Genomic DNA, 26,442 nt, shown 5'->3' with positions numbered 1-26,442 from the left:
CGCGCCGCCTCCGGTGATCCTCGAGCAACAGGAGCGACGTTGACCAGCATCGACACCTTCGGATCCCGCGCCATCCTCGACGTCGACGGCGCCGCTTACGAGTACTACCGCCTCAGCGCCGTCCCAGGCCTGGAGCGCCTGCCCTACTCCCTCAAGGTGCTGGCGGAGAACCTGCTGCGCACCGAGGATGGCGAGAACGTCACCGCCGAGCATGTGCGGGCCCTGGCCTCATGGGAGCCCACCGCTGAGCCGGACACGGAGATCCAGTTCACCCCGGCGCGCGTCGTCATGCAGGACTTCACCGGCGTTCCCTGCATCGTGGACCTGGCCACCATGCGCGAGGCCGTCGCCGAGCTCGGTGGGGATCCGGCCGTCATCAACCCGCTCGCCCCCGCGGAGATGGTCATCGACCACTCGGTGCAGATTGACTCCTTCGGCCTGGCCGACTCCCTGGAGCGCAACAAGGAGCGCGAGTACGAGCGCAACGCCGAGCGCTACCAGTTCCTGCGCTGGGGCCAGGGGGCTCTCGACAACTTCCGCGTCGTGCCCCCGGGCACGGGCATCGTCCACCAGGTCAACATCGAGTTCCTCGCCCGCACGGTCTTCACCCGCACCGAGGAGCGCGGCGGCGCCCGGGCGACCGTGGCCTACCCGGACACCTGTGTGGGCACGGACTCCCACACCACCATGGTCAACGGGCTGGGCGTGCTCGGCTGGGGCGTGGGAGGCATCGAGGCCGAGGCCGCCATGCTCGGCCAGCCCGTGTCCATGCTCATCCCGCGCGTCGTCGGCTTCAAGCTCACCGGACAGATCCCCGCCGCGGCCACTGCCACGGACGTGGTCCTCACCATCACCCAGATGCTGCGCGCGCACGGAGTGGTCGGCAAGATCGTGGAGTTCTACGGCGAGGGCGTGGGCGCGGTGCCGCTGGCCAACCGCGCCACCATCGGCAACATGAGCCCGGAGTTCGGCTCCACCGCCGCCATGTTCCCCATCGACGGCATCACCCTGGACTACCTGCGCCTGACCGGCCGTTCCGAGGAGTCCATCGCCCTGGTGGAGGCCTATGCCAAGGCCCAGGGCCTGTGGCACGACCCCTCCCGCGATCCCGTGTACTCCGAGTACCTGGAGCTCGACCTGGCCACCGTCGTCCCCTCGATCGCCGGTCCCAAGCGCCCTCAGGACCGCATCGAGCTCTCCCGGGCCAAGGAGGCCTTCCGTGAGGCCCTGCCCGCCTACGCGCCCGAGAACCACAAGCCCACCGGCGTGACCCTGGCCGATGGCACTGCCACCGAGCTCGACCACGGGCGCGTCGTCATCGCCTCCATCACCTCGTGCACCAACACCTCCAATCCCTCGGTCATGGTGGCCGCGGGCCTGCTGGCCCGCAACGCGGTGGCGCGCGGACTGCGCTCCAAGCCCTGGGTGAAGACCTCCACCGCGCCCGGAAGCCAAGTGGTCACGGACTACTACGCCAAGGCCGGGCTATGGCCGGCGCTGGATGCGCTGGGCTTCAACGTGGTGGGCTACGGCTGTGCCACCTGCATCGGCAACTCCGGGCCCCTGCCCGAGGAGGTCTCGGCCGCGGTGAATGAGGCGGACCTGGCGGTGGTATCGGTGCTGTCGGGCAACCGCAACTTCGAGGGCCGCATCAACCCCGATGTGAAGATGAACTATCTGGCCTCCCCGCCGATGGTCATCGCCTACGCGTTGGCCGGGACGATGGACTTCGACTTCGCCACTGAGCCGCTCGGTCGGGACCTCGAGGGGAACGACGTGCTCCTGGCGGATATCTGGCCCACCCCCGCCGAGGTTCAGGCCACGATCGATGCCACCATCGACCGCGAGATGTACGAGCGCGACTACGCCGACGTCTTCGCCGGTGACGAGCGCTGGCGCGGCCTGGACACCCCTGAGGGCCAGACCTTCACGTGGGATGCCGACTCCACCTATGTGCGCAAGGCGCCCTTCTTCGAGGGGCTGACCATGGAGCTGACGCCGGTGACGGATATCGAGGGCGCCCGCGTGCTCGCACTCCTCGGGGACTCGGTGACCACGGACCACATCTCGCCTGCCGGCGCCATCAAGGCCGACTCCCCGGCCGGGCGCTACCTCGCCGAGCATGGCGTGGCCAGGGCGGACTTCAACTCCTACGGCTCACGCCGCGGCAACCACGAGGTGATGATCCGCGGCACCTTCGCCAACATCCGCCTGCGCAACCAGCTCCTCGATGGCGTCGAGGGCGGGTACACCCGCAACTTCCTCACCGGTGAGACCGAGTCGATCTTCGATGCCTCCCAGGCCTACCGGGCCGCGGGTGTCTCTCTGGTGGTTCTGGGGGGCAAGGAGTACGGCTCGGGCTCCTCGCGCGACTGGGCGGCCAAGGGTACGGCCCTGCTGGGCGTGCGAGCGGTCATCGCCGAGTCCTTCGAGCGCATCCACCGCTCCAACCTCATCGGCATGGGCGTGGTGCCCCTGCAGTTCCCTGCGGGGCAGTCGGCCGCCTCGTTGGGATTGGATGGTACGGAGTCCTTCTCGATCACGGGCCTGACCGCCCTCAACGACGGCGTGACGCCGCGGACCGCGGCTGTGCGCGCCGAGCGGGCTGACGGGACTGCGACGATCTTCGAGGCGGTCGTGCGCATCGACACCCCCGGCGAGGCCGACTACTTCCGCAACGGCGGCATCCTCCAGTACGTCCTGCGCTCGCTCGCCCGCGGCTGAGAAACCCTGATCCTGCCGGCGCGCGGGACCGCGGCTGAGGTCCGCCTCATCCCCGACGGCGCCGCAGTGGACGCCGGATCGACCGCGCCCCCTCCTCCCCCCCCCGAGCGCGGGGGCGGGACCGCGGGTGGCAGGATGGTCCGCGTGCTGCACGTCGTCTTCTTCGAGCCGCGGATCCCCGGGAACACCGGCGCCGCCATCAGGCTGAGCGCCAACACCGGCGCCATGCTCCACCTCATCGACCCCCTGTTCGACATGGATGACGCCAAGTTGCGCCGCGCCGGCCTGGACTACCACGACCTGGCCCGGACGCGCGTCCACGAGGACCTGGAGTCCTGCCTCGTCCACGTCCCCGGGAGGATCTACGCCTTCACCGCCCAGGCCGAGCGCCTGCACACCCAGGTGGACTGGCGGGCCGACGATGCCCTTCTCTTCGGGCCCGAGCCGACCGGTCTGCCCGAGGAGGTCATGGCCCACCCCCGCGTGACCGACCGCGTCCGCATCCCCATGGTCGAGGGCAATCGCTCCCTCAATCTCGCCAACTCCGCGGCCATCGGGCTCTACGAGGCCTGGCGGGTCCTTGGTTTCCCCGGCGGGCGCTAGCGGGGAAGGACGACGCGCGGCTCAGGTGAGCTGGGAAGGGCGCACCATGAGGTCCTCCACGGCCGCGCCCTGAGGCATGTCCACGGCCACGCGCACGGCGGAGGCCACCGAGTCCGGGGTCATGTACTCCGCCGGCCGGTACTCCTGGCCGGCGTCCTCCTGCAGGCGCCTCAGCAGCGGCGTGTCTACGCGGCCCGGGTAGATGGTGGTCACCCGCAGGTCTCCGCGCTCCTCCTCCCGCAGGCAGTCGGCCAGGGCGCGCAACCCGTGCTTGGCCGCGCAGTACAGGGCCTGGCCCGCGAAGGAGCGGTGCCCCGCGCCGGAGTTGATCATGACCACCAGGCCCTTGCGCACCCGCAGGGCCGGCAGCAGCAGCTTGGTCAGATGCGCGACCGCCACCAGGTCCAGGTTGAGCGCCGAGCGCCACTGGGCCGGCTCAAGCTCCTCCACGCGGCCCGGAGCCTCCACCCCCGCCGAGTGGACGAGCACATCGAGGCGCGGCAGCCTCAGGCTCGTCACCTCGTGGGCCAGCGCCTCGTCGTCGGTCAGATCCACCGCCACGGCGCGCACCCGGGTGCCCGCGTGCTGGCGCAGGGCGACGGCCAGGTCATCGAGGTCCGACTGCGTGCGGGCCATGAGGATGAGGTCGTGGTCCCGGGACAGGTCCTGGGCGATCGCCAGGCCGATCCCCGACGTCGCCCCCGTCACCACGGCGATCGGCCGACGCTGGTGGCGCCCGATCGGCGCCGCCGGGAACGCGCCGGTGACCGCTTCCACGAGCTCGCCGCGCGCCGCGTCCCGGCGGCTGCGGCGCGTGCCCGCCCCCTGCGAAGGGCTTGCCGCGCCCGTGGGGGAGGGCGGACCGGCCGGAGGCGCGGTGATGGGCGGCCCTGCCGCCCGTCGGCTCATGCCGGCTCCTGGAGGAAGGGCTCGGCGCCGGCTTCGCCGGGGAGCGAATAGACGGCGGTCAGCGTCGCGCGGGCCAGGGCGTGCTGCGCCATCTGGAAGGCCGCCATGGTCGGCGTCGCCTCATCGTCGAGTCCCAGGGTCTCCACATCCAGGGCGTGCACGGCGAAGACATAGCGGTGATCGCCGTCGCCCGCAGGGGGATAGGGGCCGAAGTAGGAGTGATCACCCGAGTCTCCCCGCAGGTGGAAGGCGGCGCCGTCAAGGGTCAGGTCCGAGGCTCCCGCCCCCTGTGGCAGGGAGGTCGTGGAGGCGTCGAGATCCACGATGGTCCAGTGCCACCAGCCCGATGGCGTTGGGGCATCGGGATCGAAGCAGGACACTGCGAAGGAGGAGGTGCTCTCGGGGAAGCCCGACCACGACAGGGCGGGCGAGATGCTCTCGCCCGCAGCGGCGGTGAAACGGTCCGCGATGCGCGCGCCAGCGGCGATGTCCGTCGACTCCAGGGTGAATGCGGGGACGGTGGGAAGCAGGTCATAGGGGAAAGGGGGGCGCGGGCGTCGCAGGTCGGTCATGGATGCCTCCGTTCTCGGTCGAGCCTATGGGGCCACTCTAGACGCCGGTCTCTCTCTCCTGAAGGCGCCTGACGAGCGGGCTTCATTCCTGTCGCCCCCGTGCGCTACGCTCATACCGAACTCGAACATGCGTTCGAATGCGCTACGGGAGGAGAGGCGCCATGGTTGGGGACGAGGGACTCTCGCGCCTCCGGGCCGCCAGGAGCGCCCTGGCCAGAGCTGAGGAGCGCACCGGCCTGCGCTCGGCGCGCGAGCCTCTCGCCCCCCGGGCCCGGGAAGGCCTCATCGGCGACCCCCCCTCCCGGCCCCTGGCTCGGCGTGGGCGCCGCCACCAGTGGGGCCGTGGTCCTCACCGGCTCGACCAGCGCCCTGCTCGCCCTCCTCGCTCACCGCCAGGGCGCCCAGGGGTGGTGCGCGGTGGTCGGCGGCGATGACCTCGGCTGGTGCGCCGCCGACCACCTCGGCCTCGCCCTCGACCGCGTGCTCGCCGTCCCCATTGGCACGGGGGGGGCGGCGAGGAGGTCCACGCGGTGCGGGAGGAACTCGCCCCCGCCGGCATCCTCGCCGTCACCGCCGCTCTGCTCGACGGCGTCGACGCCCTCCTCATCGCCGCTCGCCCCGCCTCGCGCCTCCGATCCCGGGATCGCGCCACCCTGACCGCCCGCGCCCGGGACCGCGGCGCCCTCATCCTCAGCTCCATCCCCTGGGAGGGCGCTCGCGTCCTGCGCGTCGAGTCCCGCGGCACCCTCGTCCCCCTGCGCGCCACCGCCCAGGGCGCGCAGGAGATGTCCGCTGGATATCTCGACGCCCTGTCCTGGCGCCTGCACGACGACGCCCGCGGCTCCCGCCTCGAGCTGCGCCTGGGAGGCGGCGGCATGGAGCTCGAGGATCTCGCAGGGGCCGATGAGCAGGGAGCGGCCGCGTCCAAGGGCCCCGCCGCCCCCGCCGAGCCCGGCACCCTTACTGCCCGCAGGGGGAGCGCATGAGCCCCTCGCCGCCCCCGACTCCCACCGTCCCGCGACTCCTCGCTGTATGGGTCCCCGACTGGCCAGTCGTCGCCCTCACCCTCCAGACACGCGATCAGGCCCGGGCCCGCCGGGGATCCGGAGAGTCTCCGCCCGATCCGGCCACCGGGCCGGTCGCCGTCATCGGCGCTCGGGGCGTCGTCGCCGCCTCCCCGGCGGCCAGGGCTGCCGGCGTGGGCATCGGGATGCGCCTGCGCCTGGCCCGATCCCTGTGCCCCGGCCTGGCCGTCATCCCCCCCGTGTCCCGAGCGGGAGGCCCGCGCCTTCGGGGACGTCATGGAGGCCCTGACCACCGTCCTTGCCGACCCCTCGATCGTGCGGCCCGGCCTGGCCCTGTCCGGCGCTCGCGGCCCCGCCGCGTGGGCCGGGGGAGAGAAGCCCCTCGCCGAGGCCGTCATCGAGGCCGTCGCCCAGGGGATCGGCGTCGAGTGCCAGGTCGGCATCGCCGACTCCCTCCTCGGAGCCGTCCTCGCCGCCCGGCGCGGCATCATCGTCTCTTCCGGCGCCACCGCCGACTTCCTGTCCCCCTGGCCGATGCCCTCCGCCCTGGCCGCTCTGACCTCCCGCGCGGCGGGGCAGGAGGCCAAGGCCGTCATCGAGACGCTCTCGCGCCTGGGCATCCACCGCCTGGGGGATCTGGCCCGCCTCCCGCGCCGGGATATCGCCGCGCGATTCGGGATCACCGGGGAGCGTCTCCACCTCCTGGCCAGCGCCGAGGCGCGCGACGCCCCCCGGGCCCCGCGCCCTCGGGCGAGCATCGGCGTCGAGGAGCGCCTCGATCCGCCCATCGAGCGGGCCGACGCCGCCGCCTTCGTGGCCCGCGGGCTCGCCGAGCGTCTGGCCTCCCGCCTGGCGGGCGCGGGCCTCGGCGCGGGGCGGCTCCTCATCGAGGCCGGCTGCGAGGACGGTTCCGAGCTCGCCCGCTCCTGGATGCTCGACTCTTTCCCCGACCCCTCCTGGACCACGGACCGCGTCCGCTGGCAGATCGAGGGCTGGCTGGCCGGCCGCTCCGGCCGCCCGCCCGCCGCACCCCTGACCCTCCTGCGCCTGACCGCTCTCGAGCCCGTCGTCGCCGGCGCCCACCGGGAGGGGCTGTGGGGGACCCCGGGCGAGCGGGGGCAGCGCCTCGCTCGCAGGGCCGCCGAGCGCGTCGAGTCCCTCCTCGGGGTCGGCGGGGTGCTGTCCCCTCGCCTCGTCCCCGGGCGGGACCCGCGCTCCCGCGCCCGCCTCATCGGCTGGGACGAGTCGCCCGCCGGGCCCTCCCCGGTGGGGCGCCCGGGCGGCGCCGCGCGCGAGGGGACGCCGCCCTGGGCCGGGATGCTCCCGGAACCGAGCCCCGCCACCGTCCCCTGCCACCGCGTGCCCGCGGTCCTCGCCGATGCCATGGGGGAGGAGATCGGCGTCGACGCCCAGGGGATCCTCGACGGCGCTCCCGCCGCCATCCGCATCGGGGAACCGGGGAGCCCGCGCTCGGAGTGGGATGGGAGCGATGAGGTCCTGGCCTGGGCCGGGCCCTGGGTCATCGACGAGGGCTGGTGGGGGCCCGGCGCCCACCGGCGCGCCTACCTGCAAGTGACCCGCCGCTGCGGCCCTCCCCTGCTCCTGGAGCGCTCCGGGAGGTGGTGGCTCGACGCCGTCTACGACTGACCGTGGGGGACCGCGACCGGCTGCGACGGGACTACGGGTGGGTGATGGCGCGGCGCGGCCGCTGACGGCTGAGCGCGATGACCACGAGTGCCGTGGCGCAAGCCCATGCGAGTCCCAGGGCCCAGCCCGCCAGGATCTCCGTGAGGCGGTGGTAGCCGAGGTAGACGCGGGAGGCGCCCACGGCGGCCGTGACCACCAGGGCCGCCGCCACGGCGCCCGCCCGCGCTGCCCGCGAAGCCGCTGAGATGAGGACGAATCCCGCCAGAAGAGCCATGAAGACCGCGGTGTTGAGGGAGTGCCCCGAGGGGAAGGCCGCGGTGCGCAGGGGTGGGCCCAGGCGGAACTCGGCGCCCAGGCGCGGGCGGCTGAAGACTCCCTTGAGCGCGAGGGTGAGGATGGACGCGCCGCTCATGGAGGCCACCAGGATGACCGCCTGCGCCCCAAGGCCCCGCAGAGCCAGCGCGGGAGCGATCGCCGCTGTGAGGAGTGTGAGGCCGATCGTCCCTCCTGCATGGGTGAGGGACCAGGCGAGGGGCGTGAGCGCGGGGGCGCGCAACGAGGCCGCCCGCCTGGCCGCCCACAGGTCGACGGCCAGAGTCCGGCCGGGGGCGCCCGCACCGGCGCCCCTGCCGCCGTTGACAGTGAGCGTGGCGACCGCCGCGATGGTGAAGACGGCGAGCGCCACCGCCATCGTCCAGGCGATGGCCCGACTGGACGGCAGGGACCGCAACGATGGCTCGGGGAGTACCGGTAATGAGAATCGCACGAGGTCATCCTAGGGGCGCGCGCTGTGCCGACGCTGCGGGAGCCCATGGGGCGCTCCCCGTCCCGGCGGACTGCCCGACGTCGCGCGGGTCGCCGCTGCCCCCCGCTACTCCCTGCCCAGGTCCGCCTGCGCGGGGTCCACGGTGGGGGCGTGGGTGACGAGCTTGTGCCCCCACCACAGGGCCAGGAACACCGGGATGCCGATGTAGGGCATGAGGATCTTTCCCAGGGAGTCCCCACTGGTGATCGGCCCGTAGGCCTGCCCGATGATGATGGCGATACAGGCCAGTAGGGCCACGATGGCGCCCGCGGGGAAGAACCGGGCCCGGTAGGGCAGGTCGGTCAGCGGGCGCCCCTGCGCCTCGAGGGCCATGCGGAAGCGCCAGTGGCACCAGGAGATGCCCGCCCAGGTGATGAAGCCCGCCAGGGCGGACAGGGTGAGCAGGAACTCGTAGGCGGCGCCGTCGCCGATGAGGGAGGTGATGAAGCCCGCCAGGCCCACGAGGGTCGTGGCCACGAGCGCGTTCATCGGCACCTGGTGGGAGGACAGGCGCGTGAGGAAGTGCGGGGCGTGCCCGCGCTCGGCCAGCGCGAAGAGCATCCGGGTGGAGGAGTACAGGCCGGAGGTGCCCGCTGAGAGCACGGAGGTGAGGATGATCGCGTTGATGACCGAGGCGGCCCCCAGGACGCCCGCTCGCTCGAAGACGAGCGTGAAGGGGGACACCGAGATATTGGACTCCGAGGAGTTGAGCAGATTGGGGTCGGTGTAGGGGATGAGGAAGCCGATGATGGCGATCGCCCCGATGTAGAACAGCAGGATGCGCCAGAAGATCGTGCGGATGGCGCGGGGGATGGTGCGCTCGGGGTTCTCCGCCTCGCCTGCAGCCGTCCCGATGAGCTCGGTGCCCTGGAAGGAGTAGCCGGCTACGAGGAGGACGAGGAGGATCCCCTCACCGCCTCCCACGAAGGGCGCTTCGCCCATGGTCCAGTTCGTCATGCCCGGGCTGGGGCCGCCCAGGATCCCGGCGATCATCGCCGTGCCGAGGATGAGGAAGACGACGACGGCGACCACCTTGATCGAGGCGAAGAGGAACTCGGACTCCCCGTAGGCGCGGGCGCTCAGGGCATTGATGGCGAACAGGATGATGAGGAAGAGGGCTGACCAGACCAGGGAGGGGACGTCCGGCAGCCAGTACTTCATCACCAGCGCCGCCGCCACGAGCTCGGCGGCCACGGTGATCGCCCAGTTGAACCAGTAGTTCCAGCCGATCGCGAAGCCGAAGGAGCGGGAGACGAAGCGCGTCCCGTACTCGCCGAAGGAACCGGCCACCGGTAGGTAGGCGGCCATCTCGCCCAGGGACTGCATGATGAGCCACACCATGATGCCGACGGCGGCGTAGGCCACGAGCGCGCCGCCGGGGCCCGCTTGGGAGATGGTGGCGCCGGAGGCGACGAACAGGCCGGTGCCGATCGCACCGCCGATCGAGATCATGGTGAGGTGGCGGCTGAGCAGGCTGCGGCTCAGCTCCTGGGGCTCTTCCTGTTCTCCGTCGGACTCTGCGGCGGCGCCCGCAAGCTGGGAATCGGTCATGCTGGATCCTGGATCGAGGTGGCGCGGCGCTCAGGGATGAGTCGCCGACATTGGGAATGCGGGCACAGTAGCTACTCCGCGGGTGAACGACGGGGATTGTCTCACGTGGCTGCCTCAGAGGCGTCTGAGCGCCGTCACGACTCGAGCGCGTTATTCTGTACACTTGTTCGAATCCATCGCTCGGGAGGGGCCGCCCCTGCCGTCCTCGCACCGCTACGCCGAGCTCCACGCCCACTCGGCCTACTCCTTCCTCGACGGCGCCAATGAGCCCGCCGAGCTCCACGCCGCGGCCGTCGAGCTCGGCCTGGAGGCCCTGGCCCTGACCGATCACGACGGCATGCCCGGCATCGTCAAGCACGCCCAGGCCGGCCGCGCCCACGGCGTCCCCACCATCCACGGCGCCGAGCTCACCCTCGATGACGCCTCCCACCTGCCGATCCTCGCCCGGGACCCCCGCGGGTACCGGCGCCTCGCCGCCGCCATCTCCCATCACAACCTCGCCGCCGGGCGGCGCGAGGAGCCGGTCCACCGCCTCCAGGATCTCGCCGCGGCCCTGGAGGGCGGGGGGATCCTGGCCCTGACCGGCACTGCCAACGGCCCTCTGCGCCGGGCCCTGGGGGACCCGCGCCGCCCCGCCGAGTGGAGCCTCGCGGCGGCTGACGCGGCTCTGGGCCGACTCGTCGATCTCCTCGGGCCCGACGGCGTCGCCGTGGAGCTCGCGCTCGACGGGTCCTTCACCGACGCGCCGCTGACCGAGGCCCTGGGCTCCCTGGCTCGCGCCCACCGCCTGCCGCTCGTGGCCACCGGCGCTGTGCGCTGCGCCCGCCCGGCCGATTCCCGCCTGGCCGACGTGCTCATCGCCACCCGCCTGGCCACCGACCTGGACTCCGCGCGCGGCCATCTGCCCGCCGTCGGCCGCCACCTGCGCGGCCCCGATCAGATGGCGCGCCTGCACCGCCGTGATCCGGCCGCTGTCGACGCCGCAGCGGATATCGGGGCGGAGCTGGCCTTCGACCTCGCCCTCGTCGTCCCCGACCTGCCCATCCCACCCGTCCCCGAGGGGCACACCCCAGCCACCTGGCTTCGCGAGCTCACCCGGCGCGGCGCCCTGGAGCGCTACGGGTCCCCGCGCGAGGAGCCCGAGGCCTGGAGGACCCTGACCCACGAGCTCGACGTCATCGAGTCCCTCGGCTTCCCCGGCTACTTCCTCATCGTGCGCTCCATCGTCGACTTCTGCGCTGAGGCCGGCATCCTGTGCCAGGGGCGCGGCAGCGCCGCCAACTCCGCCGTCTGCTACGCCCTGGGCATCACGGCCGTGGACGCCGTGCGCCACAAGATGCTCTTCGAGCGCTTCCTGTCCCCGGGGCGCAAGGGCTACCCGGATATCGACCTGGATATCGAGGCCTGCCGCCGCGAGGAGGTCATCCAGCACGTCTACGCCCGCTACGGGCGCGAGTACGCCGCGCAGGTCGCCAACGTCATCTCCTACCGGCCGCGCTCGGCCGTGCGCGACGCCGCCAGGGCCCTGGGCCACCCCGGCGGGCTCCAGGACTGGTGGGCGGGCCTCATGGACCGCCGGTCCACCGTGCGCACGGACCTGGCCGAGGGCGCGCCGGGCAGCGGAGAAGGCACGGGTAACGGCGCCCCGGGGGGCGGCGACGGCATTCCCGACCAGGTCCTCGACGTCGCCGAATCCCTCCTGGGCCTGCCCCGCCACCTGGGCATCCACTCCGGCGGCATGGTCCTGGCCGACCGCCCCATCACCGAGGTCTGCCCCGTGCGCTGGGCCGCCATGGAGGGGCGCACCGTCCTGCAGTGGGACAAGGACGACTGCGCCGACGCCGGGTTGGTCAAGTTCGACCTGCTCGGCCTGGGGATGCTCACCGCGCTGCGTCTGGCCTTCACCAGCCTGGCCGCCCGTGGGGAGACCGTGCCCGAGCTCGCGCCCGGGGGAGAGCTGCGCGCGGCGAAGGTCGGCCGCCCCTGGGACCTGCACACCCTGCCCGAGGAGGACCCGGCGGTCTACCGGCTCCTGCGGGCCGCGGACACCGTGGGCGTCTTCCAGGTCGAGTCGCGCGCCCAGATGGCCGCCCTGCCGAAGCTGCGCCCCGAGACCTTCTACGACATCGTCGTCGAGGTCGCCCTCATCCGCCCCGGCCCCATCCAGGGCAACGCCGTGAGCCCCTACATCCGGCGCAGACTCGGCCGCGAGCCCATCACCTACCTCCACGACTCCCTCAAGCCCGCTCTGGCCAAGACCCTGGGCGTACCGCTGTTCCAGGAGCAGCTCATGCAGATCGCCATCGACGCCGCCGGCTTCACCCCCGCCGAGGCCGATGCCCTGCGCCAGGCCATGGGCGCCAAGCGCTCGGCTGAGCGCATGGAGGCCCTGCACGCCCGGCTCGTGGACGGCATGACGCGGCGCGGGGTGAGCCAGGACGACGCCGAATCCGTCTTCGCCCAGCTCAGGGGCTTCGCGGACTTCGGCTTCCCCGAGTCCCACGCCTTCTCCTTCGCCTACCTCGTCTACGCCTCAGCCTGGCTCAAGACCCGCCGGCCCGAGGACTTCTACGCCGGCGTTCTGGGCGCCCAGCCCATGGGCTTCTGGTCGCCCTCCACGCTCGTGGCCGACGCCCGCCGCCACGGGGTGCGCGTCCTGCCCGCCGACGTCAATGCCTCGGAGGTCGAGGCCGGGGTGGAGCAGCGCCCTGCGGCGGCAGGTCCCGACTGGGAGCCCCTCGCGCCCTCCCCGCACGCCCTGGCGCCCATTGACGCCCACCCGGCCCTGGCCGTGCGCCTCGGCCTGGGCCGTGTCAAGGGTCTGGGCGGAGCCGCTGAGCGGATCGTCGCCGAGCGCGCCGAGAACGGGCCCTTCACGGACCTGGCGGACCTGACTCGCCGCGTGCGGCTGACGACGGCGAGGCTGGAGTCCCTGGCCGCTGCCGGGGCGCTGCGCTCACTCGGGGCGGATCGGCGCGAGGCCCTCTGGGCGGCGGGGGTGGTCGCCGGGGAGATCGGGCGGCGCCGCGCCCCCGCCCCGGGCGAGGCCTGGTCCCAGCCGCCGCTGCCGGGCACCGCCGTCGGCGCGAGCGCGCCGGAGCTGACTCCGATGACCCCCGCGGAGGAGGCCGTCGCCGATATCCGGCTCACGGGGGTGGCCTCGCCGCGCTCCCCGATGGCTCTCGCGCGCCCCGCCCTGGCGGCCGGCGGCATCCTCACGATCGCCGAGGTGGCGCGCCGGGCGGGTCAGCGGGTGCGGGTGGCCGGGGTCATCACCCACCGGCAGCGCCCCCACACGGCGTCGGGGATGATCTTCCTCAATCTGGAGGATGAGACCGGCTTGCTCAACGTCGTGTGCTCCGCGGGCATGTGGCGCCGCTACCGGGGGATCGGCCGGCGGGCCGGCGCTCTCGTGGTGCGCGGGACGGTGGAGGTCGGCGACGGCGCGGTGGTCCTCATCGGCGAGCGCCTGGAGGCCCTGGGAGGGATCGTGGCGCCGTCGAGCCGCGACTGGACCTGATCCGCAGGACCCGAGGGTGATCGGGACGGCCGGGAGCGGAGGCCCGGGCGCCCTTAGGGCTTCGTGCGGATCTCGGAGTAAGCGGGCAGCTCCCCGATGACCGGCGCGTCCTTGACGTGGAGCTCGGAGTAGACCGACCAGGCGACGCTGATGAGGGGGACGGCGATGACCGCGCCGAGCAGGCCCGCGGAGTAGGTGCCCACCGCCACACCGATGATGACGACCACCGGGTGCAGCGAGACCTGCTTGCCCATGATGAGGGGCTGGAGGATATGCCCCTCGATCTGGCCGATGCCCGCCACGCCGAGGCACACGATGATCATCGTGAGGAAGCCCTTGGAGGCCAGGGCCACGATCATGGCCACGGCCATGGCCGCCGGCGCGCCGAGCAGCGGGATGAAGGCGCCGATGAACACGAGCACGCCCAGGGGGGCGGCCAGGGGGATCCCGATGAGCTGCAGGAAGATTCCCGCCATGATGCCGTCGGTGGCGGCCACGAGCACGGTGCCCCGGGCGTAGCCGGCGAAGGTGTACCAGCCCGCGCCGGCCGCGCGGTGGACGGGCTCGCGCAGATGGGCGGGCAGTTCGTTGAGGAACCAGCGCCACATGCGGCCCCCGGAGGCCAGGAAGAAGATCGTGCAGAACAGGGCCAGGGCGAGTACGGCGAAGACGTCGACGACGGCGCCCGCGTTGGCCAGGGCCTCGGAGACGAGGGTCGGCGCATTGGTGCGCAGGTACTCCTGGCCCTTGACGACAAGGCTGTGCACCTGGGCGAAGATCTGGTCCTCGGTCAGGTGCAGGGGCAGGGGGCCGTGCTCGAGGAAGTTGACGATCGTGTCGATACCGGTGTTGAACTGGTCGGCGAGGCTGTTCCACTGGTCCGTCACCGAGGTGATGACGTAGAACATGAGGCTGGCGACGACGCCGACGGTCACCCCGAGCGCGAGGAAGGTCGCCGCGTAGCGGGGCATGACGCGGGCGAAGAAGATGACGAGGGGCTGCAGGAGGGTGGTGAACACGAGGGCGATGAACAGCCCGACGACCACCGGGACGAGTTTGAAGGTCGCGAAGAAGACGAGGCTGATGATGATGAGGAGCCCCAGCCCCAGCCAGGCCGCGATCCCGCCGCGCACGAGCCAATGGGGCAGGGCGTCCAGGATGGTGGGCCTCGAGGCCACGACGACGGTGGGCGGGGTCGCCGGACCCGCAGCAGCGGTCTTCTCGGCCTCCACTGTCTCCTGGGTCCCCTCCGCCTGCGCGGCCCCGCCAGTCGGCGCGCGCCCGCGATCGGCGAGGTCGTGGGGCTCCTTGGTCATCGGCGCCGTGGTGCCCGCTGCGCTGGGGACGGCGGTGACGTCAGGGGTGCCCGCGGCGTCGTCGGGTGTGTCTGGTGCGCCGTGGGGCGTCGGGTTTCGGGGACTCGTCATGATCCTTGCGTCTCGCTTTCGCTGACGGGGCCCGGTCAGCCTACTAGCGTGGGGCCATGAGTCCCTCACGCCGTGCCGGTTCCCGCCCGCCCTTCCGCCTGCCGCGCGTCGCGGCCCTGACCCCGGGCAGGGGCGGCCAGCCCCGCCTGCTCATCGACGCGCCCTCCGGGGCGGCGGAGATCTACCTCCACGGAGCGCACCTGACCTCCTGGATCCCCCGGGGCGGTGATGAGGCCCTGTTCACCTCCCGCAGGGCCGTCTTCGACGGCGAGACCGCCATCCGGGGCGGCGTGCCCCTGTGCCTTCCTTGGTTCGCCTCCGGGCCCGACGGCGAGCGGAGGCCCTCCCATGGATGGGCCCGGATCATGGAGTGGGAACTGCGCTGCGTCGAGAGCCGGCCCGATGGCGCCGTGCGGGTCCTCATGGCCCTGGAGCATGATGGGCTGAGCCTCCTCTACGAGATCGGCGTGGGGCAGGAGCTGGAGCTGTCCCTGTCGATCGGCAACCGCGGGGCGGCGCCCCGGAGCGTGGAGGCGGCGCTGCACACCTACCTGCGGGTCGGTGACGTGACCGCCGTGCGGATCATCGGGCTGGAGGGGTGCGAGTACGCGGACAAGGTGGCCGGGGGCGCCGTCTCGGTGCAGACCGGTCCACTGGGCGTGCGCGGCCCCGTGGACAGGATCTATGAGTCCGGCGCTCCGACGACGGTCCTCGACCCGGCGCTCGACCGCCGCGTGCGGGTCTCGCCCACGGGGGCGGCCCAGACCGTCGTCTGGAACCCGTGGAGCAGCGGCGCTGCCGCGCTGGCGGATATGGCCGAGGAGGAGTTCCCGACGATGGTGTGCGTCGAGACCGCCCGGCTGGGCCGTTCCGCGGCTCTGCTCGAGATGGGGGAGACCATGGCCATGGGGGCCAGGATCGCCGTCGAGCACCTGTGAGGAGGGGGAATGAGTTCGGGCGCCGCGGCGCTGTGAGATGAAGCACCGCGGGGTGATTTGCGTGCGAGCGCTCCTCCTGGGTAACTTTCTCTGCGTTGCCAGCGCGGGAGACCTGGGCGGGCGGCGCAACTGAATAGGTCCGAGTGGCGGAATTGGTAGACGCGCTAGCTTGAGGTGCTAGTGCCTTATTAAACGGGCGTGGGGGTTCAAGTCCCCCCTCGGACACGACCAGGGCGGGCCTCAGGAGTGATCCTGGGGCCCGCCCTCGTTGTGTTCTCGGCCGGGGCTCTTGCGCTGTTGACGCGTCCCGGGATTGTGAATGTGCTCGGGGGCTACCGACGCGTCCTCGGGGTGCGTCCGCAACCCCGCTGCGCGTCGGCAAGCGCAGGGGACGGCGTGCGGCCAGCGGTGCGGGTCGGGGCTCAGGCCCACTCGGGGCGGAACAACTCCGGCTTCGATGACGACAGCAGCAGGACGAGCAGCCATATCGGCCCGACGATGGGCACGAGGCCGATGAACCACCACCCGCCGGACTTGCCGACGTCATGGAGACGGCGGACCTGGACCGCGATGGCGGGAACGACGAGCGCCAAGTTGAAGATCCCGGTGGTGATCCAGCAGAGGGCCGCGACGGCGGTCGCCCAACCGGCCACCTCGGGGTCGGCGTGGACCGTCTTGGCGGGGGTCGTGCCGGCGCTGAGCGAGATGCCGGCGATCGTCATCAGGACGCTGATGACCAGAAAGTGGAACAGCCAGGGCCACAACAGCTCCGAGACCGAGGCCGTGCCCCGGAACTGGGCGTAGTGGCGGAAGAAGCGGCGCACGGCCTCGCCGAAGGAGGCCCTGGGGAGGGCCGCGAGCTCAGGGGGGAGCACGGTCGTCTGGGGCGCTCCATAAGCGGGGGCGCCCATGGGGTAGCCGGGCTGGGGAGAGGGGGCCTGAAAAGGCTGGCCGTTCCCATGGGGGAGAGTCAAGATAACTCCTGTGGGTGGACGATATTAAGAACTTCCGGTCTGCGACGATGTTGGCTCATCGCCAGTACCGCCCTCATCGTAACGGACTTGTATCGTCTCTTCCTGCCGTGACTTTGAACCGCGCATCGCTGGGTGGTCGCTCCCGTGCCGTGCTCCGTGCCCGCGCCGCCGTGTGCCTCACCTTCTTCTGCAATGGGCTGGCCTTCTCCAACCTCGTGCCCCGCTACCCCGAGATCGTCGAGCGCCTCGCCATCACCAAGGCCGCTTTCGGCCAGGCGGTCATGGCCGGGTCGATCGGCGCGCTCGTCGCCGGGCTCGCCGCCTCCGCGCTCATCACCCGGTGGACATCGGCGCGCGTGGCCAGTGCCGGCATGGCGCTCGCAGGACTGGCCTACCTCGGTGCGGGGACCGCGGAGAATTGGCACGTACTCGCCGTCTGCCTCGCGCTCGGCGGCGGGCTGGACGCGATCATCGACGTCGCCCAGAACGCCCACGGGCTGAGGGTCGAGAGGCGCTGGGGGTCCTCGATCATCACCTCCTTCCACGCCGCGTGGTCGCTGGGGGCTGTCTGCGGCGCGCTCATGGGCCAGTGGATGGCCGCCTCGGGAGTGCCGATCGCCTGGCACCTGAGTGGCGTCGTGCTCATCCTCGCCGCGCTGTCACTGGCAGCTCTGCGCTGGATGATCCCGGGGCCCGACTCCGATGACCGCAGTGATGCGGCGGTGGAGCCCTCCGCGTCCCCCACGGCTGCCCCCACCGCGCCCGCGCCGGGCGGCCCGGCGCGCCTCGCGCCGCCCGCGCGAGCCTCCCGGCTCGCGGTGATCGCCATGATCGTGGTCCTGGGAGCCATGTGCGCCGCCGCCATGTTCCCCGAGGATGTGAGCGCCAACTGGTCCCCTCTCCTCCTCGTCGAGCTTCGGCCCCCGGCGGGGATGGTCGGAATGGGACTGGTGACGATGCAGGCCACCATGATCGTCGGCCGTCTCATCGGGGACCGGATCATCGATGCTCTCGGCGGCCGGCGGGTCATCGCCGCGGGCGGCGCGCTCGTGGTCCTGGGCATGGGCACCGGAATCGTCGCGGGAACGATCGGGGGGATCCTCGTGGGCATGGTTCTGGCCGGGGCCGGTTGCGCCGTCGCCGTCCCCGTTGCCTTCGCCGCCGCCGACGGCATCCCGGGCCTGGCGCCCGGCGTGGGCCTGACGATCGTCAGCTGGCTCGCCCGGGTCATCATGATGATCGCCCCGCCGGTCGTCGGAATGCTCGCCGACGCGCACGGCACCTGGGTGGCCCTGGGGTACGGGATCCTCGGCGGAGTCATCATGATCGCCTCCTGGCCGATGCTCCACGACTCCCGGCCAGGGCGGGGGCGGCAGGCCGCCTGGCAGTGCCCACGGGCCGCCTGATTAGGATCGGGGCATGCAGCCCTTCGAGATCACTGTCCCAGCCGAGGCTGGCCGCCCGGGCCTCCTCCTGTCCGCACCCACGATGGACGACGCCGAGCGGGTACACGAGATCTGCCAGGACCCCGAGATCCACCGCTGGACGCTCGTCCCCTCGCCCTATTCGCTCGACGACGCGAGGCAGTACCTCACCGATGTCGTCGCCCCCGGCTGGGAGACGGGGCGCGAGCTCACCTGGGCTATCCGCGAACGGCGCGACGCGGGCGAGGATGGCGCGGCTGGCAGGCCCGTGGGGATGATCGGGCTGCGCATCGACTCGTCCGGCAGGGGCGAGCTCGGCTTCTGGGTGGCGCCCGAGGCCCGCGGCAGGGGAGTGGCCACCCGGGCGGCGGGCGCCGTCGTCGATGCAGCTCTCGATCCCAGTGCCCTGGCCCTTCCCGCCGTGTCCTGGAGCTGCTGGATCGAGGACGGTGTGCCCAACTGGCCGTCGTGGAGGATCGCCTGGTCCCTCGGCTTCACCCGCGAGGGGCTGCGACGCGCGGCCCGCGTCCGCGGCGGGCGCCGCCTCGACGAGTGGACGGCCACGCTCCTGGCCGGCGAGCCCCGGCGTCCTGCGGCCCCCTGGGACGGACCGGCGGTACCCGCGGAGGCCCCGCTCGTTGCGCACGACGGCGTCGGCGAGCGCGAGGGCGATGACCCCGAGGCTCTCGTGCGGCGCTTCCACCACGTCTACGGCCTCCCGATCCGCACCGACGGGCCGAGCCTGGACCGTGAGAGCCTGGACATGCGGATGAGCCTCATCGCCGAGGAATTCGCCGAGCTGACCGGAGCCGTCTATGGCCGAGCCGCCAGGGCGGAGATCGAGGCCGCCTGCGCCCGGGCGCGCGCGGCCGATGACGGCTCCCGGGACATCGTCGAGACGGCGGACGCGCTGGCGGACCTCGTCTACGTCATCTATGGGATGGCCCTGGAGACCGGCATCGACCTGGCCGCCGTGCTGGCCGAGGTGCAGCGCTCCAACATGTCCAAGTTGGGGGAGGACGGGCGCCCGATCTACCGCGAGGATGGCAAGGTCCTCAAGGGCCCGGGCTACTTCCCGCCGGATGTGGCCCGAGTGCTGCGCGAGCAGCGCGAGGCCGCCGCGCGGGGATGACCGGTCTTGGGAAGCGCGCCGGGATCGGGATAGCCTGGCCCGGCCCACACCAGAATCGGTCGGCCCGGTCCGAGGACGGATCCGCGCCCGGCCCCCGTGAGAGGATCCCCATGGCACGTGTCACCATCGTCGGCGGAGGCTACGGCGGTATCACCCTGGCCAAGGCGCTCGACGGCATCGCCGAAGTGACCCTGGTCGAGCAGAAGGACGCCTTCGTCCACCACGCCGCCTCCCTGCGCGCGGCGGTGGACAAGGAGTGGTCGGAGAGGATCTTCCTGCCCTACGACAAGCTCCTGATCAACGGCCGCGTGGTGCGCGGCACCGCCATGGCGGTCAAGGGCACCACCGTCCAGGTCTCCGGCGAGGGCGATATCCAGGCCGACCACCTCGTGCTCGCCACGGGCACCAACTACCCGTTCCCCGCCAAGCATCTGGAGTCCACCACGGCGATCGCCAAGGCCCGCATCGAGCGCGTGCGAGTCTGCCTGGAGTCCGCCAAGCGCGCTCTCATCCTGGGCGCGGGCGCCGTCGGCCTGGAATTCGCCGGCGAGCTCACCTCCGCCTTCCCGGACCTGCGCGTGACCATCGTCGAGGCCGGTCCCACCATCCTGCCGCAGGGCGACTACAAGGCCGAGCTGCGCGACTCGATCGCCGCCCAGCTCGCCGAGCGCGGCGTCGAGATCATCACCGGGGACACCCTGGCCTACCTGCCCCCGATCGATGTCGGCGGGCTCGCCCCCTTCCGCGTGACCACCACCGGTGGGCGCACCATCGAGGCCGATATCTGGTTCCGCGCTTACGGGGCCTGCGCCGCAACGGGCTTCCTCGGCGAGGACTACGACGAGATCCGCCGCTATGACGGCACGATCCGCGTGGATGACAAGCTGCGGGTCATCGATCACCCGGGCGTGTGGGCCATCGGGGACATCGCCGACGTCCGCGAGTCCAACCGCGCCCAGCACGCTCGTGACCACGCGGCCGTCGTCGCCCAGAACATCCAGGACATCATGGCGGGCCGCGAGCCGTCGGCCTCCTACACGCCCCAGTCCGATCTCGTCGTGCTCCCGCTGGGCCCGGTCGGCGGAGCCTCCCAGGTGCTCAAGGACGGGATGAGGGTGGTCGAGGGCCCCGAGTTCACCAATCGGATCAAGGGCGAGGACCTGTTCACGGAGAATCTGCGCGAGCAGCTCGGCCTGGTCGGTTGACGCTCATCGCCCTCCGCCCGCTTGCGGCCGCGGGCGTCCTGGTCCCCTCCCGCGGGGCCAGGGTGCTGATGTGGTGCGCGCCGCCGGGGGATGCCGGTAGGCTGGCGCCATGACGAACGACCCGCGGTCCGCGCTCAACCGACTCATCGCCGCCTTCGAGGCCCACCTCGACGCCGCCGCGACGGGTGACGAGAACTCGCCGGCAGTGGTCGCCGCTGAGAACGCCCTCCAGGATGCCTTCTTCACCTACGACGACGTCCTCTTCACCGCCTACGGCATCGAGCTCCCCTTCGACACCTACGACGGGGACGACGATGACGACGACATCATCGATGACGACGATGAGGATGACGACGTCGACTACGACGATGATGAGGACGATGACGTCGACTACGACGATGAGGATTGATCTCCCGGGCCCCGTCGCGGCGGCCTGATCGGTCAGAACCTCTCGGGGTATCCGATCCTCGGGGCGCTGACCTCGCCGAGGGCGTGGCGGATCTGCGCGGGCAGTTCGAGGTCCTGCGCTGAGAGCGCTCCTTGGAGTTGCGCCGGGGTGCGGGCGCCCACGATTGTGGAGGCGATGCCCTCGGCGTCGCGGGCCCAGGCGAGTGCCACCTCGACGGGCTTGCGGTCCAGGCCGGCGGCGGCCGTGGCCACCGATTCCACGATGCCCCGGTGCTCGCTGCCCAGGTAGGCCGAGGCGTAGGAGCGCAGGTGCGGGGAGGCGGCTCGCGAGTCCGCGGGGATTGTGGCCCGGTACTTGCCGCTGAGGACCCCCCGGCCCAGTGGCGCGTAGCCGATGACGCCGAAGCCCATGGCCTCGGCGGCGGGGATGACTTCCCTCTCGATGCCTCGGTTGAGCAGGGAGTGCTCCACCTCGACAGCGGCCATCCCGGGCGCTTCAGGGCCCTCGGCGAGCAGGCTGGCGACGCGCGCGCTCGCCCATGCGGGATGGTTGGAGACCCCCACGTAGCGGGCCCGACCGGAGGCGACGGCACGGCGCAGGGCGTCAGCCGTCTCCTCCAGGGGGGTGGCGGGGTCGGGAACCTGGACGAGCCACAGGTCGAGGTGGTCCGTGCCCAGGGTCTCCAGGGTTGCGTCGAGGCTGTCCAGGAGCGTGCCACGTGAGGCGTCGGCGGTGGCCGGGCCATCGCCCGTGCGCCAGGTGCGAACCCCTGCCTTGGACACGATGATGAGGTCCTGGCGGTTGACGTAGTCGCGCAGGAGAGTGCCGATGGTGCGCTCGGCCAGGCCCTCGGTGTAGGTGGCGGCAGTGTCCAGGAGGGTGCCGCCTGCGTCGAGGAAGATCCCGAGCTGGTCCTTGGCCTCGACCTCATCGGTGTCCCTGCCCCAGGTCATCGTGCCGAGGCCGACGGTGGACACGCGCAGGCCGGTGCGGCCCAGTCTCCTGTACTCCATGGCGCCAAAGGTACCTGTCCCGGCGTCGAATTCTCGTGTCGTGCGTACTGGGTCGGGGTGGTGGCTCCGGTCCGCGGGTCGGTCCCTCGCACCATCGGGCGCTGGGCGCCCTCCGGTGCTCCCGCAGACCCGGTGACGGCCCTGCGGACCGGAGCCACCACCCCTCCCCATCTACCGGGGGTCTCCGCTACTTGCGCACGGTCATGGTCCAGGAGGCGGGGCCGACGGTCTCGAACTCGGTGACGGTGTAGCCGTTCTTGGCGGCCCAGGCGGGCAGAGTCTCTGTTCCCTGGGTGCAGTCGAAGGCAATGACGAGCTCGTCGCCGGCTTCGAGGTCCTCCATGGCCTCCTCCGCCTCCATGACGGGGAAGGGGCAGACCTGGCCGTTCGTCTCGAGGATCGTGCGCATGATGGGGTCCTTTCAGTGTGGTGGAGGAGCGGTGCGATGAGGGCGGGAGGGAACTGCGCCGCCCCGCGGGTCATGCGGGTGCGGCCTCGAGTGCGGGTGAGGGGGCGGAGGCGTCGGTCGCCTCAGCACGGGCGGCTCGGGCCGCGCGCCGCTTCTGGCGGGGGCGGATGAGGAGGACCCAGGCGGCGGCCCCGACCCCGAGGACCTGGAAGACCAGCGCTACCCAGCCCTGCCAGGACAGCAGGGAGGTCTGCACGAGCGCGTTGCCGATGGAGCAGCCGCCGGCCCAGGCGGCGCCGATGCCCATGAGGAGGCCGCCCAGGATGGAGCGGATGATGATGGTGGCGTCGGGGACGCGCACGCGGAACTCGCCGGAGGCCTTCGCGGCGATGAAGGAGCCCATGAGGATGCCCAGCACGAGCAGGACACCCCAGTCGAAACGGCTGGTGTCCCCGGTGACGATGATGCCGACGAGGTTGGCGGACGGCGTCGTGATGCCCAGGCCGTCCTCGCGGCCGGTCGCCCATGACAGGGGCCAGGCCGCGGCCGCAACGATCCCGACGATCGCACCGGTGGCCATGGGGTTCCAGCGCTTCTCCAGGAGCAGGTGGGACAGGCCGGTGCGGCGGGCGGGCAGGCTGAACTGCGGGCCGCGGGCCGCGGTGAGGCGCAGCTGCCTGCGGGCCAGGAGGGCGACTCCGACGGCGAGGGCGGCCACTCCGACCCACTGGGGCAGGTGGAGCGTGGCCGGGATGGTGGTGAGCTCGGTGGTCCACAGGCCCTTCACCCATCGACTGGGGCCGGCGAGGATGCCGGTCTTGGCGGCAGCGGCCGCCAGGGCGTAGGCGATGAGGGCGAACCAGGACCCGACGAGGCCCTCGCCGGCGCGGTAGTAGGTGCCGGTGGCGCAGCCTCCCGCCAGCACGATGCCGACTCCGAAGAGGAGGGAGCCGACGACGGTGGCGACCACGGAGAGCTGGGGCGCCTCCGGGGCGATGCTGCCGGTGAGGGTGAGCGCGAGGACGCCGACGGCCTGGACGGCGATGGCGATGAGGAAGGCGGTGAGCCAGAAGGAGGATCGCGAGACCCAGAGGTCTCGGAACGCGCCGGTGATGCAGAAGCGGCCGCGTTGGAGGATGAAGCCGAGGGCGGCTCCGGTGATCAGTCCGGTGATGATCATGGGGGTCCTTCCTGGGGTGGGGCGCGGGTGCGGCGCCCGGTTGTTGGGAGGGCCCGGGTGGACGGGGCGTGCGGCGCCATGGTGCGCAGGCGCTGGCAGCGGCAGTGGCGCCGCGGCGACGCGTTGCGCGGTCGGTGGCTGCTGGGGCGCACGGTGCCGTCACCCGGGGTGTCGGGTGAGCGGTGCGCCTGGTCCGGGGAGGCCGGCGTGGTCATCGCGCCATGGCCGGTGAGGGGGTGCTTCGTCGGATGCTGGTTGCGGAGCGCAGCCCTCAGATCGCCTGGACCAGGCAGCGCATACACATGGCAACCTCGCCGAGAGCGGTGCGGTTGCGGCGTGCGTGGTCCGTGCTCATGCGATCGTCCGTTCAGTCGTGGTGCCGCGAGGTGCGGCGACGTGCTCGGACGCTATCGGTGCGGATACCGCCATGGCAAGCGGTGTCCACGTGAGGCGGCCCACCGAGCGGGCTGGGTGCCTCAGCGGGAGCCTGCCGAGGCGACGCTGGTGCGGGCGGTGAGGAGGCGGGCGACGCCGTCGTCCGGCAGCGGGGGAGTCTTGCCGCCGAAGAGGGGGCAGTGGGCCTGGAAGGCGCACCAGCCGCACAGGGGGCCGCGCCTGGGGGCGAAAGTGCCGGCGTGGGCGCAGTCCTCGATGTCGTCCCAGATGCGGGCCAGGCGCGTCTCGGTGGCCTCGAGCTCGCGCAGGTGCGGGTCGTGGGTGAGGGTGCGGCCGTCCTTGAGATAGAGGAGCTGGAGGCGGGCGGGGGCCCGTCCGCGCAGGCGCCACAGGACGAGCCCGTAGAAGCGCATCTGGAACAGCGCCTCCTCCTGGAATCTGGGGGAGGGGGACTTTCCGGTCTTGTAGTCGACGACGCGCATGGCGCCGTCAGGGGCGATGTCGAGGCGGTCGACGAAGCCGCGGATGAGCAGGCCGTCGGCGACCTCGGTCTCCACGAAGAGCTCGCGCTCGGCGGGGGCGAGGCGCTGGGGGTTCTCCATGTGGAAGTAGGAGGCGATGAGGTCGCGCGCCTGGCCGAGCCAGGCCTCGATCTGCGCGGGCTCCTCGAAGAGCCCCATGACCTCCGGGCTCTTGGCGCGGTGAGCCTCCCACTGCTCGGGCAGCATGGCGAGGGCGGCCTCCGGGGTGCGCTCGCGCGCGGGCAGGTCGTAGAGGCGCTCGAGGATCGCGTGGACGAGCGTGCCCTTGTGGGTGGCGAGCGAGCCGGGCTCGGCCAGGCCGTCCACGGTGCGCAGTCGGAACAGCAGGGGGCATTGGAGGAAGTCCTTGGCACGCGACGGGGAGAGCGCCGCCCGGCGAGGTCCCCTGCGCGCGGATCGGCCGACGCCCGGGCCCGTGGCGCGCGGACGGGTGGTGGCCGGGGCGGCGGGCGGCTCGGGGGATGAGTGCGCTGCGGGCGCCGTGCCGTCTACTGTCATGGTGGCACCGTACCCCGAGGCTCCGACATGAATCCGGCTGGCGGGAGGGGGAGGGGAGGACGCCCGTGCGGGAAGGCGGCGAGGGCGGCAGGGCCGCGCTGAGCAACGATGGCAAGCAGGCCGCTGGCCGGCTCCGCGATGTCGCCCCCTTAAACACCCCGAATACCCCTATGAATAAGCCTCTCCCTCTGCGGGCGCGGCATCGTCTCGAAGACGGATAATGATGCTATCCGTGCGGGTAGCGTTTCACCGCACCGTCTCCAGTCGAGGATGGTTCGTGAAGATGCGGGCAGTGACGGTGAAATAGGGGTGATTGAGGATGCTGTCATCCCTGCCCTTGTATCGGTCTTTAATGAGTTCGATCTCAATGATCCTGATGGGCGCCACCAGCTGACCGGCCGCCCATCCCGGTAGTCTCAGGCGCATGCCATCTGCAGCCACGCGCAACGGGGAGATGACCCTGGGGCGGATCGGCGGCGCGCCCGTCGTCGTGTCCTCCACATCCCTGTTCCTCGGACTCATCATCGCCGCCTCCTGGTACCCCCTGGTCACCAGCGCCCTCGGGGATGCCGGCATCGTCGTCGTCCTGGGAACCGTCGCCGCCACCGTCATCGGCGTCGCCATCTCCATCCTCCTCCACGAGCTCGCCCACGGCCTGGTCGGCGCCGCCCTCGGCCGCCCACCCATCCGCTACGAGCTCCTCCTGTGGGGCGGGCGCACCAGCTTCGGCCCGCCCCGTCGCGCCTGGTCCCCCTGGCGCGACGCAGTCTGCTCCCTCGCCGGCCCCGCCACCAACGCGCTCCTATGGATCGCCGGTCGCACCGTCCTCGACTTCGGCGCCCTCACCACCCCCGCCATCTACGTCGCCCTGTGGGCCATCACCTGGCTCAACCTCGCCCTCGCCATCTTCAACGCTCTGCCCGGCCTGCCCCTCGACGGCGGCCAGGCCCTCGCCTCCCTCGTCGCCCAGGCCACCGGGAACCGCGCCGCCGGTCTCAAGGCGGCCGCCTGGGGCGGGCTCGCCGTCGTCGCCGGGATCGCCTGGCTCTACCTCCTCCAGCCCCTCCTCATCGACCACCACCGCCCCAGCCCCACCAGTCTCATCCTCGCCGCCATGGTCTGCTGGACCATCGGCTCCACCAGCTGGCGCATCCTCGGCCTCGGTGGCGCCCAGCGCGCCGCCGCCCGCCTCGACCTGCGCTCCCTCGCCCGTCCCATCGCCACGCTCCCCGCCGCCGCGCCGCTTGTCCAGGTCGGCGCCGCCCTCGACGACGGCGCCGCCCTCGCCCTCATCACCGACGGCCCCACCATCCTCGGCACCATCGACGCCGCCGGCCTGGCCGAGCTCGGTGTCAGGGGGGAGGGAGCCACCGCCGAGCAAGCCTGCACCGTCCTGCCCGTCGCGGCCATCACCACCTCCCTGACCGGCCAGGAGGCCGCCGACGCCCTCAAAACGGCGCGCACCGTCTCCCGCTGGCTCATCGTTGTCGACAGCGGACGCATGATCGGCGCTGTCCCCACCGGCGCCCGCTGACCCGA

The 26,442-nt window shown here is 72.2% G+C and carries 21 protein-coding genes, 1 tRNA gene and 1 pseudogene; 13 read left to right on the top strand and 10 right to left on the bottom strand.

Features of this window, described 5'->3' with window-relative positions; translation table 11 throughout:
* The first annotated feature begins 39 nt into the window (after nt 1-39).
* Both acnA and B6G06_RS05050 read left to right on the top strand, forming a co-directional pair.
* Nucleotides 40-2,724, top strand: coding sequence for an aconitate hydratase AcnA (gene acnA, locus B6G06_RS05055; RefSeq protein WP_081171272.1), 2,685 nt, complete (start codon nt 40-42; stop codon nt 2,722-2,724).
* A gap of 144 nt (nt 2,725-2,868) precedes the next feature.
* The gene (locus B6G06_RS05050; protein WP_080462712.1) at nt 2,869-3,327 is read left to right on the top strand and encodes a tRNA (cytidine(34)-2'-O)-methyltransferase; all 459 of its coding nucleotides are present in this window, start codon (nt 2,869-2,871) and stop codon (nt 3,325-3,327) included.
* A 21-nt stretch (nt 3,328-3,348) separates the two neighbouring features.
* On the opposite strand, the gene B6G06_RS05045 is transcribed toward B6G06_RS05050, so the two are convergent.
* Together B6G06_RS05045 and B6G06_RS05040 are read right to left on the bottom strand one after the other, a co-directional pair.
* Nucleotides 3,349-4,236: an SDR family oxidoreductase gene (locus B6G06_RS05045; protein ID WP_240494020.1), complete on the bottom strand. Its 888-nt coding sequence runs from the start codon at nt 4,234-4,236 to the stop codon at nt 3,349-3,351.
* The gene (locus tag B6G06_RS05040; protein ID WP_081171270.1) at nt 4,233-4,808 is read right to left on the bottom strand and encodes a YbhB/YbcL family Raf kinase inhibitor-like protein; all 576 of its coding nucleotides are present in this window, start codon (nt 4,806-4,808) and stop codon (nt 4,233-4,235) included. The genes B6G06_RS05045 and B6G06_RS05040 overlap by 4 nt, the downstream gene beginning before the upstream one ends.
* 530 nt (nt 4,809-5,338) lie before the next feature.
* Here B6G06_RS05040 and B6G06_RS05035 point away from each other — a divergent pair.
* The 3 genes and pseudogenes from B6G06_RS05035 to B6G06_RS05030 all read left to right on the top strand — a co-directional run bounded on the left by B6G06_RS05035 (nt 5,339) and on the right by B6G06_RS05030 (nt 7,480).
* Nucleotides 5,339-5,794 (top strand): hypothetical protein, encoded by a 456-nt coding sequence (locus tag B6G06_RS05035; protein ID WP_081171268.1) that lies wholly within the window; start codon nt 5,339-5,341, stop codon nt 5,792-5,794.
* Nucleotides 5,791-6,012 (top strand): annotated as a pseudogene (locus B6G06_RS10690) (DNA polymerase Y family protein); the annotation flags it as partial. The gene B6G06_RS05035 and the pseudogene B6G06_RS10690, both read left to right, overlap by 4 nt.
* A 97-nt stretch (nt 6,013-6,109) precedes the next feature.
* Nucleotides 6,110-7,480 (top strand): DNA polymerase Y family protein, encoded by a 1,371-nt coding sequence (locus tag B6G06_RS05030; protein ID WP_338025844.1) that lies wholly within the window; start codon nt 6,110-6,112, stop codon nt 7,478-7,480.
* A 31-nt stretch (nt 7,481-7,511) separates the two neighbouring features.
* Here the strand turns inward: B6G06_RS05030 and B6G06_RS05025 are convergent, their stop codons facing one another.
* On the bottom strand, nt 7,512-8,246 hold the full coding sequence (locus tag B6G06_RS05025; protein WP_125898891.1) for a phosphatase PAP2 family protein: 735 nt from the start codon (nt 8,244-8,246) through the stop codon (nt 7,512-7,514).
* A gap of 105 nt (nt 8,247-8,351) precedes the next feature.
* Entirely contained in the window at nt 8,352-9,836 is a 1,485-nt protein-coding gene (locus B6G06_RS05020) for an amino acid permease (RefSeq protein ID WP_081171264.1), read from the bottom strand.
* A gap of 196 nt (nt 9,837-10,032) precedes the next feature.
* Between B6G06_RS05020 and B6G06_RS05015 the strand changes: the two genes are divergently transcribed.
* Nucleotides 10,033-13,356 (top strand): error-prone DNA polymerase, encoded by a 3,324-nt coding sequence (locus tag B6G06_RS05015; RefSeq protein ID WP_205635480.1) that lies wholly within the window; start codon nt 10,033-10,035, stop codon nt 13,354-13,356.
* Nucleotides 13,357-13,409: 53 nt separating this feature from the next.
* Here B6G06_RS05015 and B6G06_RS05010 read toward each other — a convergent pair whose 3' ends face one another.
* Nucleotides 13,410-14,783, bottom strand: coding sequence for an AI-2E family transporter (locus B6G06_RS05010; RefSeq protein ID WP_081171260.1), 1,374 nt, complete (start codon nt 14,781-14,783; stop codon nt 13,410-13,412).
* A gap of 56 nt (nt 14,784-14,839) precedes the next feature.
* Between B6G06_RS05010 and B6G06_RS05005 the strand changes: the two genes are divergently transcribed.
* The gene (locus B6G06_RS05005; protein ID WP_080462704.1) at nt 14,840-15,721 is read left to right on the top strand and encodes a D-hexose-6-phosphate mutarotase; all 882 of its coding nucleotides are present in this window, start codon (nt 14,840-14,842) and stop codon (nt 15,719-15,721) included.
* Nucleotides 15,722-15,858: 137 nt separating this feature from the next.
* Nucleotides 15,859-15,946, top strand: a tRNA-Leu gene (locus B6G06_RS05000).
* A gap of 197 nt (nt 15,947-16,143) precedes the next feature.
* Here B6G06_RS05000 and B6G06_RS04995 read toward each other — a convergent pair.
* Nucleotides 16,144-16,695, bottom strand: coding sequence for a DUF805 domain-containing protein (locus B6G06_RS04995; RefSeq protein WP_125898890.1), 552 nt, complete (start codon nt 16,693-16,695; stop codon nt 16,144-16,146).
* 128 nt (nt 16,696-16,823) lie between these two features.
* Here B6G06_RS04995 and B6G06_RS04990 point away from each other — a divergent pair, with 128 nt between their 5' ends.
* From B6G06_RS04990 to B6G06_RS04975, 4 genes are all read left to right on the top strand, one after another.
* Nucleotides 16,824-18,101: an MFS transporter gene (locus tag B6G06_RS04990; protein ID WP_420807203.1), complete on the top strand. Its 1,278-nt coding sequence runs from the start codon at nt 16,824-16,826 to the stop codon at nt 18,099-18,101.
* A gap of 13 nt (nt 18,102-18,114) precedes the next feature.
* The gene (locus tag B6G06_RS04985; protein ID WP_081171253.1) at nt 18,115-19,251 is read left to right on the top strand and encodes a GNAT family N-acetyltransferase; all 1,137 of its coding nucleotides are present in this window, start codon (nt 18,115-18,117) and stop codon (nt 19,249-19,251) included.
* Nucleotides 19,252-19,361: 110 nt separating this feature from the next.
* Nucleotides 19,362-20,456, top strand: coding sequence for an NAD(P)/FAD-dependent oxidoreductase (locus B6G06_RS04980; RefSeq protein WP_080462700.1), 1,095 nt, complete (start codon nt 19,362-19,364; stop codon nt 20,454-20,456).
* Between the two features lie 109 nt (nt 20,457-20,565).
* On the top strand, nt 20,566-20,865 hold the full coding sequence (locus B6G06_RS04975; RefSeq protein WP_080462699.1) for a DNA primase: 300 nt from the start codon (nt 20,566-20,568) through the stop codon (nt 20,863-20,865).
* A 32-nt stretch (nt 20,866-20,897) separates the two neighbouring features.
* On the opposite strand, the gene B6G06_RS04970 is transcribed toward B6G06_RS04975, so the two are convergent.
* The 4 genes from B6G06_RS04970 to B6G06_RS04955 form a co-directional block, all read right to left on the bottom strand.
* Nucleotides 20,898-21,878, bottom strand: a complete 981-nt coding sequence (locus tag B6G06_RS04970; protein ID WP_080462698.1) for an aldo/keto reductase — start codon at nt 21,876-21,878, stop codon at nt 20,898-20,900.
* Nucleotides 21,879-22,065: 187 nt separating this feature from the next.
* Entirely contained in the window at nt 22,066-22,287 is a 222-nt protein-coding gene (locus tag B6G06_RS04965) for a sulfurtransferase TusA family protein (protein WP_073451823.1), read from the bottom strand.
* Nucleotides 22,288-22,357: 70 nt separating this feature from the next.
* Nucleotides 22,358-23,467, bottom strand: a complete 1,110-nt coding sequence (locus tag B6G06_RS04960) for a YeeE/YedE family protein (protein WP_081171251.1) — start codon at nt 23,465-23,467, stop codon at nt 22,358-22,360.
* Nucleotides 23,468-23,943: 476 nt separating this feature from the next.
* Nucleotides 23,944-24,903 carry a RecB family exonuclease gene (locus B6G06_RS04955; RefSeq protein WP_081171249.1) on the bottom strand — a complete coding sequence of 320 codons (960 nt, stop codon included), beginning with the start codon at nt 24,901-24,903 and terminating at the stop codon, nt 23,944-23,946.
* Between the two features lie 424 nt (nt 24,904-25,327).
* Here B6G06_RS04955 and B6G06_RS04950 point away from each other — a divergent pair, with 424 nt between their 5' ends.
* The gene (locus B6G06_RS04950; RefSeq protein ID WP_164505199.1) at nt 25,328-26,437 is read left to right on the top strand and encodes a site-2 protease family protein; all 1,110 of its coding nucleotides are present in this window, start codon (nt 25,328-25,330) and stop codon (nt 26,435-26,437) included.
* Nucleotides 26,438-26,442 lie beyond the last annotated feature (5 nt).

Origin of the sequence: Actinomyces gaoshouyii (assembly GCF_002076915.1) — a bacterium.
Taxonomy (GTDB): domain Bacteria; phylum Actinomycetota; class Actinomycetes; order Actinomycetales; family Actinomycetaceae; genus Actinomyces; species Actinomyces gaoshouyii.
Note: the sequence above shows the minus strand (reverse complement) of the source record. Positions and strands in the feature narration are given on the sequence as shown.

Bases quoted from the DNA above. Each gene is read 5' to 3' on its own strand.
- B6G06_RS05045 (WP_240494020.1), bottom strand. From the start codon at position 4,236: ATGAGCCGACGGGCGGCAGGGCCGCCCATCACCGCGCCTCCGGCCGGT.
- B6G06_RS05040 (WP_081171270.1), bottom strand. From the start codon at position 4,808: ATGACCGACCTGCGACGCCCGCGCCCCCCTTTCCCCTATGACCTGCTT.
- B6G06_RS05030 (WP_338025844.1), top strand. From the start codon at position 6,110: ATGGAGGCCCTGACCACCGTCCTTGCCGACCCCTCGATCGTGCGGCCC.
- B6G06_RS05020 (WP_081171264.1), bottom strand. From the start codon at position 9,836: ATGACCGATTCCCAGCTTGCGGGCGCCGCCGCAGAGTCCGACGGAGAA.
- B6G06_RS05010 (WP_081171260.1), bottom strand. From the start codon at position 14,783: ATGACGAGTCCCCGAAACCCGACGCCCCACGGCGCACCAGACACACCC.
- B6G06_RS05005 (WP_080462704.1), top strand. From the start codon at position 14,840: ATGAGTCCCTCACGCCGTGCCGGTTCCCGCCCGCCCTTCCGCCTGCCG.
- B6G06_RS04985 (WP_081171253.1), top strand. From the start codon at position 18,115: ATGCAGCCCTTCGAGATCACTGTCCCAGCCGAGGCTGGCCGCCCGGGC.
- B6G06_RS04980 (WP_080462700.1), top strand. From the start codon at position 19,362: ATGGCACGTGTCACCATCGTCGGCGGAGGCTACGGCGGTATCACCCTG.
- B6G06_RS04975 (WP_080462699.1), top strand. From the start codon at position 20,566: ATGACGAACGACCCGCGGTCCGCGCTCAACCGACTCATCGCCGCCTTC.
- B6G06_RS04970 (WP_080462698.1), bottom strand. From the start codon at position 21,878: ATGGAGTACAGGAGACTGGGCCGCACCGGCCTGCGCGTGTCCACCGTC.
- B6G06_RS04965 (WP_073451823.1), bottom strand. From the start codon at position 22,287: ATGCGCACGATCCTCGAGACGAACGGCCAGGTCTGCCCCTTCCCCGTC.
- B6G06_RS04960 (WP_081171251.1), bottom strand. From the start codon at position 23,467: ATGATCATCACCGGACTGATCACCGGAGCCGCCCTCGGCTTCATCCTC.
- B6G06_RS04955 (WP_081171249.1), bottom strand. From the start codon at position 24,903: ATGACAGTAGACGGCACGGCGCCCGCAGCGCACTCATCCCCCGAGCCG.
- B6G06_RS04950 (WP_164505199.1), top strand. From the start codon at position 25,328: ATGCCATCTGCAGCCACGCGCAACGGGGAGATGACCCTGGGGCGGATC.